Source organism: Persicitalea sp., from assembly GCF_041751555.1.
Lineage (GTDB): Bacteria > Bacteroidota > Bacteroidia > Cytophagales > Spirosomataceae > Persicitalea.
Window position 1 is genome coordinate 1 of sequence record NZ_JBGSXF010000619.1, and the last position, 10,330, is coordinate 10,330.

At 50.1% G+C, this 10,330-nt stretch carries 12 protein-coding genes; 4 read left to right on the plus strand and 8 right to left on the minus strand.

The genetic code is table 11. From position 1 onward, the window contains the following. The 4 genes from ACEW8P_RS21880 to ACEW8P_RS21895 all read left to right on the plus strand — a co-directional run. On the plus strand, positions 1-951 hold a 951-nt coding region (locus ACEW8P_RS21880), incomplete at its 5' end, for a trehalase family glycosidase (protein WP_373515198.1). A gap of 104 nt (positions 952-1,055) precedes the next feature. Continuing rightward, on the plus strand, positions 1,056-1,343 hold the full coding sequence (locus tag ACEW8P_RS21885; RefSeq protein WP_373515199.1) for a YciI family protein: 288 nt from the start codon (positions 1,056-1,058) through the stop codon (positions 1,341-1,343). A 150-nt stretch (positions 1,344-1,493) separates the two neighbouring features. Beyond that, complete coding sequence (locus ACEW8P_RS21890) at positions 1,494-2,201, plus strand: HAD family hydrolase (protein ID WP_373515200.1); 708 nt, start codon at positions 1,494-1,496, stop codon at positions 2,199-2,201. Between the two features lie 7 nt (positions 2,202-2,208). After that, complete coding sequence (locus tag ACEW8P_RS21895) at positions 2,209-2,997, plus strand: PhzF family phenazine biosynthesis protein (RefSeq protein WP_373515201.1); 789 nt, start codon at positions 2,209-2,211, stop codon at positions 2,995-2,997. 13 nt (positions 2,998-3,010) lie between these two features. Here the strand turns inward: ACEW8P_RS21895 and ACEW8P_RS21900 are convergent, their stop codons facing one another. From ACEW8P_RS21900 to ACEW8P_RS21935, 8 genes are all read right to left on the minus strand, one after another. Further along, the gene (locus ACEW8P_RS21900; RefSeq protein WP_373515202.1) at positions 3,011-3,190 is read right to left on the minus strand and encodes a hypothetical protein; all 180 of its coding nucleotides are present in this window, start codon (positions 3,188-3,190) and stop codon (positions 3,011-3,013) included. 252 nt (positions 3,191-3,442) lie between these two features. Then, positions 3,443-4,324, minus strand: a complete 882-nt coding sequence (locus ACEW8P_RS21905; protein WP_373515203.1) for a DNA/RNA non-specific endonuclease — start codon at positions 4,322-4,324, stop codon at positions 3,443-3,445. Further along, positions 4,321-4,740, minus strand: a complete 420-nt coding sequence (locus ACEW8P_RS21910; protein ID WP_373515204.1) for a nuclease A inhibitor family protein — start codon at positions 4,738-4,740, stop codon at positions 4,321-4,323. Before ACEW8P_RS21910 ends, ACEW8P_RS21905 begins: the two co-directional genes overlap by 4 nt. A gap of 101 nt (positions 4,741-4,841) precedes the next feature. Continuing rightward, positions 4,842-5,831: a glycoside hydrolase family 43 protein gene (locus ACEW8P_RS21915; RefSeq protein WP_373515205.1), complete on the minus strand. Its 990-nt coding sequence runs from the start codon at positions 5,829-5,831 to the stop codon at positions 4,842-4,844. Between the two features lie 29 nt (positions 5,832-5,860). Then, a complete protein-coding gene (locus tag ACEW8P_RS21920; RefSeq protein WP_373515206.1) occupies positions 5,861-6,694 on the minus strand; it encodes a glycerophosphodiester phosphodiesterase in 834 nt (277 codons plus the stop codon). Between the two features lie 23 nt (positions 6,695-6,717). Then, the gene (locus tag ACEW8P_RS21925) at positions 6,718-8,736 is read right to left on the minus strand and encodes a M13 family metallopeptidase (protein ID WP_373515207.1); all 2,019 of its coding nucleotides are present in this window, start codon (positions 8,734-8,736) and stop codon (positions 6,718-6,720) included. Positions 8,737-8,786: 50 nt separating this feature from the next. Next, the gene (locus tag ACEW8P_RS21930) at positions 8,787-9,023 is read right to left on the minus strand and encodes a putative toxin-antitoxin system toxin component, PIN family (RefSeq protein WP_373515208.1); all 237 of its coding nucleotides are present in this window, start codon (positions 9,021-9,023) and stop codon (positions 8,787-8,789) included. Positions 9,024-9,236: 213 nt separating this feature from the next. Then, complete coding sequence (locus tag ACEW8P_RS21935) at positions 9,237-9,983, minus strand: FkbM family methyltransferase (RefSeq protein WP_373515209.1); 747 nt, start codon at positions 9,981-9,983, stop codon at positions 9,237-9,239. Positions 9,984-10,330 lie beyond the last annotated feature (347 nt).

The window sequence follows — 10,330 nt, forward strand, 5'->3', positions numbered from 1 at the left end:
CAAAAGGAGTACGACTTCTGGATGGATGGCTGTGAACGCCTGGACAAGGACGAACCAGACTACCGCCGCGTGGTGCGGCTGCCCGATGGCACCGTACTCAACCGCTATTGGGACGACCGCGCCACCCCGCGCCCCGAAGCCTACGCTGAGGACGTGGAACTGGCCAAGGAAGCAAAGGAAAAACACGGCCACGAACCCGAGTCGGTGTATCGTTGCCTGCGCGCTGCCGCCGAGTCGGGTTGGGATTTTAGCAGCCGCTGGATGGCCGATGGAAAAACGTTTGCCACGATCCAGACTACCAATATCCTGCCTGTAGATCTCAACTGCCTCATGCATCATTTGGAAAGTACCCTGGCTGAAGCATATCAACTGGGCAACTACCCCGATTTGGCTCTTGACTACGCGCAGAAAGCCAGTCGGCGCAAAACTGCAATCGACACCTGTTTTTGGGACGAGGAGCGGAAATTTTACATGGATTATGATTATCAGCAGCAGAAGTTTACCGACACATTCAGTTTGGCGGCGGTTTTTCCGTTGTATTTCAAATTAGCCAACACCCAGCAGGCCCGCGCCGTCAAGTCCAAGCTTAGAGTGAAGTTCCTGCGTTCTGGTGGAATGCTGACAACATTGACCAATTCGGGCCAACAGTGGGACAAACCCAATGGCTGGGCGCCCCTGCAATGGATGACCTATCGAGGATTACGTAACTACCACTTCAATCGCACCGCTGCCAAATTGCAAACGAGCTGGCTGCACGTAGTTGAGAAACAGTACAAATCACTGGGAAAAATTCTTGAGAAGTATAACATCGTCCACACCAATCTACTGCCCTGCGACGGAGAGTACGAGATTCAGGAAGGCTTCGGCTGGACAAATGGCGTATATTTGGCGCTGAAAAACGAAGGAAAGGTTGGAATGCAAACGGACACTTCGGAGCGGGTCAGTGGTTAAAACTGCTCGCGGATTTCTTTTCTCATCAAAACTTACCAGCCGACGACGAACGCCCTCAACCGTTGACTCACTAAATCTCCCAACTCTAAAACATCCCAACCCTCATGCTTTACGTCATTCACGCTTACGACTATACTGACGAAGAGGCGCACCAACGCCGCTTGACCGCTCGTCCGCTGCACTTCGACCGGGCCAGAGCCCTCAAAGAAAATGGGCATTTCGTTCTGGGTGGTGCCTTGCTTAGCCCCGAAGATCAGATGATTGGCTCAATGATGCTCGTGGACTTCGACGACGAAACCCAACTGAAAGCCTGGCTCGACACCGATCCCTACGTCACGGGCCGCGTCTGGGAGAAAATCGACGTCAAGCCGTTCCGACAGGCGGAAGTATAGGAAGGTTGTGTAATCGTTGACTTGTTATGTGCTTTCCCTATCCAAGCTCACCGTAAGACGGTTGCTAAAATGGCAACCAACAGTAGCGTAGGTATTTTTAACTTTTCATAAAGCCAAGTTATTTCTCAAAGCTTCTTGACCGCGAGTCGAATGCCCAATTTAAAGACTTCACAAGTACACGATTTAATAAAAATCAAAGCGGCCATCCTCGACATGGACGGGCTCCTGGTCGACTCTGAGCCGATCTGGCGGGACGTTGCCATTGAAGTTTTCGACACCGTTGACGTAGCCCTTACCGAAGATTTTTGTAAAGAAGCGACCGGGCTGGGGACTACCCCTTTTGTACAATTGGCCTACGACCGTTTTCCCTGGGAAGGAAAAACGCAGACTCAAATCGGCGATGAAATTATTGACCTAGCCCACGACCGGATCGGGGCCAATGCCCGCCCCATGCCCGGTGCTCTGGCGCTGATCCAGTTTTTCCACGCACGCGGCATTCCGCTGGCCGTGGCGTCGGCTTCGCCGATGGGAATTATTGAAACTGTGCTCGAAAGGCTGGACTTTAAAAAGTACTTCAAGCTGTGGCATTCAGCTTTGCTGGAGGCGAGGAACAAGCCTTTCCCCGATGTGTATCTGGGTGCGGCGCAGATGCTAGGTACCGATCCGGCGCATTGCCTGGCGTTCGAAGATTCGGGCAACGGAATGCGCTCGGCGGTGGCGGCAGGAATGCTGACCGTGGCTGTTCCCGCTGAATATGAGTATGACGATGCCAAGTTCGACCTTGCCACGCTGAAAATCCCTTCCCTGCTTTCATTCGACGAAGAAATTTTCGATACCTTGTCCCAAACTATTTCTTAGACAAACTATGAACCTCCGCCTTTATCAATTAGACGCTTTTACCGATCAACTCTTTGGGGGGAATCCCGCCGCCGTAGTTCCCCTGCAAGAGTGGATCTCGGACGAGTGGATGCAAAAAATTGCTCAGGAAAATAACCTGGCCGAAACCGCCTTCTACGTCCCGACCGAGCAGGGCTTTCACATCCGCTGGTTCACGCCCACCGTGGAAGTGGACTTATGCGGCCACGCTACACTAGCGACTGCGTACGTTATTTTTTTTATTGAAAAATACGATGGTAATGAAATATCCTTTGAGTCAAGGAGTGGTGAATTGAAGATATTTCGGAAGGAGGAATGGATCACGCTTGACTTCCCTGCTGATCGATATCAGGCCGCAGTAGCGCCGCCTGCGTTGCAGGAAGGCATCAAGTCGGTGGACGAATTCGAAACGTTCCGGGGGAAATCAGACTATATGCTGGTGCTGGAAAACGAAGCCCAGATCAAGAATCTGAATCCTGATATTTTTATTTTATCGACCGTCCCCACGCGTGGCATCATCATGACTGCCCCCGGCGACGAGGTAGATTTCGTGTCGCGCTTCTTCGCTCCGCAGTCGGGCGTCGACGAAGATTCTGTGACGGGTTCGGCCCACACCACGCTCATTCCTTATTGGGCCGAAAAACTGGGCAAGAAAAAAATGACAGCCAGGCAGCTTTCTGCCCGTGGCGGGTACTTGCGCTGCGAACTTGCCGGGGACCGTACGCTAATCTCCGGGCAGGTTAAATTGTACCTGACCGGAGAAATTTCTGTCGAGTAGTCCCGAGAGTTATTCAGGAATCACGAAGCGTGCGCATCAAGGTCACGCCCGACGAGAAAAATACGAATCCGAGGATACCATAAACAATCAATTCCTTGAAGTTGCCGCCGTTCAATGCCTGGATGGCGGTATAGATAAGCGCACCAATCCCGAGGATGGAAAGTATGACGGCGAAAATCTGCTTGATATTCATAGAAATAGGTTTGAAATTGGAAAGTATAAAAAAATCGCACGAAGCTAGGTGCATTTTGCAATCTATCCAAAACAATTGTATCCGTACCGCCTGATATTCTACAACTGTTATCGACACGGAAAGTGCCAAAGTACCTGGATCGAACATAAGCTGTTTGATATTTCTCACAAAGCTGACAGACTGTAATTTGGCGATTGACAGGGGTGAACTGAATGCTGCGACACCGGTAAAACAGTTAGAAATATCGAGAAACTACTTTGGCATTGCCCGATCTTCACTGGACATCCCCAAAGTCGTTGTGGTCGGATCAAAACGAATTTCCCGCAAATCATTTCGTACCGCTTCGGGTAGATAACCGAAAAAAGTCACCCCGGCGGCCCGCTCGATTTCTTCCGGCGTAGTCACGAAGTTGCTCCAGCTTTTGTTGTCCACCAAGTCGGCATCGTTGGGGAAATCGACGGCAATTACGGGCGTTCTACCGTCGATTCGCTCGACTCCTCCTGAGTTCTCTACCGCCACGATTACTTTGTAGTAATGGGCCGGAACGCTAACCCGCCCGTTCAGGGTGGTGGTGAAACCTTTGCTGCCTTTCCCACCGATGCCATAGGCCCCCGCCACAACGAACAAGCGGTACCCCTGGTCAGCCAGGGACCGGCAATAGGCTTCCAATCGGGCCCACGCTTCGCGGTTGAGTTGCGGGGCTTGCGGAACCATATTACTCATCACAAAAGTCGATGAATTGTCCGCTTCCGATGCGGTGCGGGAGGCCGACGGGCAAAGGTGGCCCCGGTCGAAGCCCGACCCGGTGTAGTCGTTGGGACGCACTCGGTACCAACCCATGGGTAAATCGGGATCGGGGCGGAAGTCGTCGCGGCGGTCGGTCTCACCCAGCCAATCGGCGTCCAACTCCCAACTCACCCAATTGGCGTGGCCCAGGCTGCGGTTGTAGCTCAGGGCGTACTGCTTTTTCAGAATGAGGTAGTTATTCGCGTCGGCAGTGTCCGCCCGAGCCTCTGTGGGATTGCCCAGGCTCGTATGGACGCTTTCCGCTACGGGTCTAATTAACGCCTTCTTCGTGCAGCCCACCAGCAGGAGGGCTACCAGAAATAGGATAGTGATGCGATTATATCTCATGTGCGGATAGCGGTTGTTTTTATTCCCATAATATTTTTGTCTGCCCGCCCAATCAGGTACAGACCCACCTCCATTTCCCCAACTTCGTAGTAGTGGATGTGTTCTAGAGTTTCTTCCAAAATGCGCCTGAGTTCTCCAAACCGAACAGTTCGCTCCCTTTCTTCGGTCTCGTACCATTCCCGGTCCACGGTAACGGGCGCCCAGAATTGTTCCGGCTCCTCTTCCGTCACGTTTTCCCCCGAATCCAAATCGAGCAATTCCCCGAACTTACCAGCGGTAATTTCTTCCTGCCTGGTCCAGGGCAAGGAGAAAAACTGCACGGGTTCGTCCGATTCGCTGGGGTAATACAAATCTTCCAGCAAAGGGACGATTTTATCGCTCAGGGAGGGTATTGGTGGTATCGGTGTTTTATCCAACGGTAAGATTAGGAATTCATCTGCGGAGGCTTCGCAATAAAAGTACCACCTACAAAATCTATTCCTAAATGGGTTCCGGGACTTTGGCTAAAGCATGCACCCTACCGCTTTACCTTCTCCGGCGTGAACATGCTCAGATCCCACTCCTTGTACCAATGAAGTTCCATTTTGCCGTCCTCGGTAATCGTGATGGGCAGAAACACGTACTGCGAATCTGGCCGTCCGCCGCCGTTCCAGCGATCTCCCATGTAGAGGTAGGCGTCCTTGTAGCCCGGAATTTTGAAAATGTAGCAGGGCTGCGAATTGAAGGAGTTATTGCCCGCATCGCCCACAAATGGATTGCCCTGTTTGGTATAGGGCCCCAATATATTCTTGGCGGTGTAGTAAGTAGCCGGGTTGGGCGTCCAACCGCTGCAACCGCTGGTAAGGAGATAGTAGGTGCCGTTTTTCTTCAAGATACCCGGTCCTTCGCAGTGCGCATCGATGTCCACGTCCTGGGTCGTAAGTTTGAGGTAGTCATCCGATAACTCCACCATGCGGATGGTGCGGTTGGTGTGGTCGGCCGCGTAGCCGATGTAGGCTTTTTTTGTATCGGGTTCCAGGTACATGCCGATGTCACGCGATTCGTGGCCGTTGGGTCGCTCATGCTTCTGCACTACGAATGGCCCGGTCGGCTTGTCGCTGACTGCTACGCCCAGTTCCGCGACGGTGTAGCGGTTGCCGTCGTAATGAAACCACATCACGTATTGGTTCCTGGCGGCATCGTAAACTACCTTAGGACGCTCAAAAATTTCGATTGACCCTTTGTCCAACACCACACCCTCGTTTTTCCAATTATAGAGATCTTTGGAAGAGTAGCAGGAAGCCCCGCGCGGCTGGCCCCGGTGCTCGCCGTACCAATAATAGGTTTGCAAAGTATCCACATAAATGATATTACCGCCGTGGCAGTCGATGTGCTTGCCGTCGGTATCGAGCCACTCACCGCCGGGTTTGAAGGAGGTGTGCCTGGTAGATTGCTGAGAAAAGGCAGGAAGGGTCGATGCAATCAGGCATAGACATAACAGCTGGAAAGGGATTGGGAACAGTCGCATTTTTTTTACGAAAATAGATTTTGGAAAGGTCAAAACTGTGGCTTCCAGGCGGAAATTCCTAATCGCCCGGCCTCCGGCTGGAATCGAGCCAGATCATTGATGAGTACGAAATCGACTCCTTCGACGAACAATCTGGCCAGTTCGTCGGGTGATTGGGCGTAGTAGTAGTTGACGGTAATGCCATTTTCTCTCAGCTTATCCATGACCTCCTTGCGATTCTCGCCCGACTCATTACGCAGGAGCTGGATGAATTGCGCCTTCATCTTGATCGTTTCGTCGGCGTAGAGGGGGGCGTTTTTCCGGTAGCGATTCTCGCCGTTACAAATCAGGATGTCCGGCACTTGGGCGCGGGCCGCCTCGGCAGCTCTTTCCCCACAGGTTAGAAACGCCTGGTGCATCCGGCCTTCCTTAGCCACCATCGACGCCACCGCCCGCCCCACCGCTTCGTCGCCTTTCAGGTGGCAGTTGAGCCAGACGTTGCGCGGCAGCATAGTCAGAGTCTTCTCGAAAGTCGGCACGGGGGTGCCTTTAAACATCGGCGATTTCCATCCACCCGCGTCCAGTTTTTCGATTTCGGCGAAGGTCAGGTCGGACACGCGTCCGTGTCCGTCAGTGGTGCGATCGACGGTTTCATCGTGCATAAGCACCAGTACGCTGTCGCGCGTGAGCTGGATGTCGAACTCGATCATCTGTGCCCCCAGACGGATGGCCTCCCGCAGGGATGGGAGCGTGTTTTCCGGGTGCGTGTCCATGCAGCCACGGTGGGCGCAAAGCCCTTTCTTCGGCATGACCACGCCGGGTTCCTGGGCCAAAATTAGGGTCGAAAGCAGGCTTAGGACAGCCAGTGACAGGAATGTTTTCATAGGGTAAAAACTGGACGGGGCCCTCACCAAACGACTATCCTTTGGTTTTCGGGCTTGTACATTTTGTCGCCCGGTTGCACATTGAAGGCTTTGTAAAATGGCGTGAAGTTCATTAGCGGCCCGTTCACCCGCCATTTAGCCGGGGAGTGCGGATTGGTGTTAACGTACATCCGCAAAAACTCGTCCCTGGTTTTTACCCGCCATATCCGGGCAATCGAAATAAAGAAACGCTGATCGGGGGTAAAGCCATCGACTTTCGCACCGCTTTTTCCCTGCTCCGTCAGTTTAAAGGCATCGTACGCAATAGCCACGCCCGCAATGTCGGCGGTGTTTTCTCCCACGGTCAAGGCTCCTTTCACGTGTACCGAATCGAGTACGGTAAACGTATTGTACTGGTCGATCACCTGCTGGGTTCTCGCTTTGAATTTGGCGTAATCTTCCGGTTTCCACCAGTTGGTCACGTTCCCTACTTTATCGAATTGAGCACCCTGATCGTCAAACGAATGCGTTATTTCGTGACCGATTACCATGCCGATCCCGCCGTAATTCAGCGCATCATCGGCATTCACATCGAAGTAGGGAGGTTGCAGGATGCCCGCCGGAAAAACAATTTCGTTGAGCGGAGGATTGTTGTAGGCTGTCACTGTGGGCGGTGTGGTGTGCCACTCTGTCCGATCGACGGGCTGTCCCACTTTCGCCAGACTGTAGAGGTAGTCGTTTTTAGTAGCCGCCAAGCGGTTTTCAAAGTAAGCGTCCCGTTTTACGTTTACCTTCGAGTAGTCCCGCCATTTGTCCGGATAGCCGATTTTTTCCGTGAAGGCGTACAGTTTTTCTTTCGCCTTGGTCTTGGTGGAATCACTCATCCATTCCAGGTTGTTGATGCGGGCTTCAAAAGCTTTTTCCAGGTTGGCGACCAGTACCTTCATACGTTTCTTGGCCGCTTCGGGAAAGTACTTTTTGACGTACAATTGAGCCAGCGCGTCGCCAATCGACCGATCCACCGCCTGCGTCATTTCTTCGGCCCGAGTTTGCTTCACCGATTGTCCGGTCAGGATTTTGGCGTACGCAAACGACGCATCCACAAAGGGTTGACTCAGGTAGTTGGCGTAGTGGGCCAACGCATTGGCTTTCAGATAAACTTTCCAGTCAGCGATGGGAACCGACTCAAGAATCGTATTCAGCTTGTCGTAATAGGCGGGTTGCCTTACGTTGACCGAATCGACCTTCAACCCTAAATCACTCAACAACGTAGGCCAGCGCAGGACAGGTTGCTTTTTGGTAAGATCCGCGACCGCCATTTTATTGTAGTTGGCCTTGACATCCCGGCGCTCGATGTTCGTTTTGTGGGCCGTGGCCAATTGTTTTTCCAAATCATAGGCAACTGCCGCATTTTTCTCCGCCGCCGTTGCCCCGGTTCCGGTCAGTTCAAACAGGGCAGCGAGGTACTTTTTGTACGCCTTCTGAATCGCGGCGGTCGATGAATCGATCTTGAAATAGTAATCCCGATCTGGTAATCCAATTCCGGTTTGGGAAAACTGGGCGATGTTGACCGTACTTTGTTTGTTATCGGGCCCAATACTCAAGCCAATGATAGACCTATTCCCCACTTTTTGTTCCTCGACCACCAACTTCAACAACGAAGCCACATCGGTCACGGCGTCGATGCGGGCGAGCAAGGGCCGGATAGGTTCGTAACTGCGCTTATCGATCGCCGCCATGTCCATGCCGGAAGCATAAAAATCACCCACCTTTTGTTCTATGCTGCCAGGCGTATTGGAGCGAGCCGAAACGCTGTCAAGAATTCCCTGCAACCGCACACGCTGCGGGTAGTTCATAAACGAATACGAACCCACGCCCGTTTGGCTGTCTGGTATCCGGGCGGTGTCGTACCAAATGCCGTTGGCGTAAGTAAAAAAATCATCACCGGGTTTCTTGGTGGCGTCTATTCCGGTTAAGACAACGCGGTTGGTGTCCGGCACGGTATTGCGGGCACAGGCGGCGGCTAGGAACAAGGCTAGTGCGAGAAATATAAGTTGCTTCATGGTTGGTAGTTTGTAAGTATGGGTCAGTGTGATATATCCGCAAGTGAGGTCTATCGGATCATTTCAACTACTTCTGTAACAGTTCTTGGTGAGACAATTTGGCAGGAACCGAAATTTTCCAGAATCAGAAAATCCTTATCGCCTATGACAAGGTAGTCGGCTTGGCCAAACTCGGCCAGCTGAAGGACATTATTGTTATCGGGGTCGCGGCATTCGGTTGGCAGCGGATTAGTTGGAGCGAGTAGCTTGAAAGCCTGTCGGGTGAAATCAGTTAGCCGACTGATCATTTCTTCATCAAAATGGTACTTTCGATTCTTTTCCTGATTGCCGGGCTATTCAACCTGGCGTCGAATTCCGCTAATAGCCATTCTGAGGTGATCGGTTCATTTCCTAAAATAGCGTAGTTAAAAACAGCAGAAGACAAGCTGGATTTGAAAAATTGAGCGAAGTACTGGGGTCCTGCCCCACTATTTGCAATACTCTTGTTAGAAACCGTAATTTTAATCCAGCCTTTCCGCGAGATAATTAATTGTAATAAATACTTCGTTTGTTTCTTTGTATTGAGAAATTTCCACTAAGCCATCCTTCAGTATTCGATAAATACGATATTTGTCTTTCAGTAAATAGAAAAAGTCCTGGAAGTAAGTTCTTGAGTCTATATTACAACCACCGAATTCAAACTGTATTAAATCAATCTTCTTGTCAGCAATCATTTGGTGGGCACCTTTTAGTGCCATCAGTTCATGCCCTTCTATGTCCAATTTTAAAAAATGAATACGATTTATATTATTCTTTTGACAATAGTTGTCAATGGTGGATAATTTAATTGTTTCGCTTTTGTCCATTGATATACCAAAGTGTTCTAGATTTCTATGGTAAACAGAGGCTAGTCCAGACGCCTCTGCATTCGAGTAGAGAACAAAATCGGTTTCAGAATCACTAAGTCCAAAATTATTAGGGATTATGTTTGTAATACCATTAGTAGTTCTAAGAAATATTTCAAATGTCTTTTTAGAAGGTTCAAAAGAATGTATTGTCGCTTTATCGTTGAAAATATCAGATAAATTTTTTGAATAATTTCCGACATTGCCTCCTACATCAAAGATCGTAATGGGTAATTCATTTTTGAACCTTTCCTTAACGATTTTTAAAACATTCATTTCACCACTTTCTTTGAAGTCGCCACCGTTTCCATAGTTCATTCCAGATAACGCTATTCGAAATAAAGCTTCATATATTTTTTGCATTTTTTTTGTTCCGGCCCGTTTTTTTAAAATATTTAAAATAAATCGTGTCATTAGTACCTGGCTTATTATAATTGCTAACTCTCAAATATATGAACCTTTCGTATATTGATGTCTTTGAATATTTCGCAATATAAATATGAAAAAATTGAGAATAAAGTATTCAAAAGTGTTAAAGTGCTGATTTGCAATAAAAATATTCTAATATTAACGTTCACACTACTAGACATTTTCTAAAATCATAATCGGTACCGGCATTCTGTTACGGCCTATTTCACTGAACAGGTGTCGGCAAAAAGAGAGCAGGTTGGCGCAGAATCGCATCAAGCTGTTCAGGCCGTGCCTGAAGA

Excerpts from the sequence above, each read along its gene's own strand:
- ACEW8P_RS21885 (WP_373515199.1), top strand. The coding sequence starts at position 1,056 with ATGCTTTACGTCATTCACGCTTACGACTATACTGACGAAGAGGCGCAC.
- ACEW8P_RS21890 (WP_373515200.1), top strand. The coding sequence starts at position 1,494 with ATGCCCAATTTAAAGACTTCACAAGTACACGATTTAATAAAAATCAAA.
- ACEW8P_RS21895 (WP_373515201.1), top strand. The coding sequence starts at position 2,209 with ATGAACCTCCGCCTTTATCAATTAGACGCTTTTACCGATCAACTCTTT.
- ACEW8P_RS21900 (WP_373515202.1), bottom strand. The coding sequence starts at position 3,190 with ATGAATATCAAGCAGATTTTCGCCGTCATACTTTCCATCCTCGGGATT.
- ACEW8P_RS21905 (WP_373515203.1), bottom strand. The coding sequence starts at position 4,324 with ATGAGATATAATCGCATCACTATCCTATTTCTGGTAGCCCTCCTGCTG.
- ACEW8P_RS21915 (WP_373515205.1), bottom strand. The coding sequence starts at position 5,831 with ATGCGACTGTTCCCAATCCCTTTCCAGCTGTTATGTCTATGCCTGATT.
- ACEW8P_RS21920 (WP_373515206.1), bottom strand. The coding sequence starts at position 6,694 with ATGAAAACATTCCTGTCACTGGCTGTCCTAAGCCTGCTTTCGACCCTA.
- ACEW8P_RS21925 (WP_373515207.1), bottom strand. The coding sequence starts at position 8,736 with ATGAAGCAACTTATATTTCTCGCACTAGCCTTGTTCCTAGCCGCCGCC.
- ACEW8P_RS21930 (WP_373515208.1), bottom strand. The coding sequence starts at position 9,023 with ATGATCAGTCGGCTAACTGATTTCACCCGACAGGCTTTCAAGCTACTC.
- ACEW8P_RS21935 (WP_373515209.1), bottom strand. The coding sequence starts at position 9,983 with ATGCAAAAAATATATGAAGCTTTATTTCGAATAGCGTTATCTGGAATG.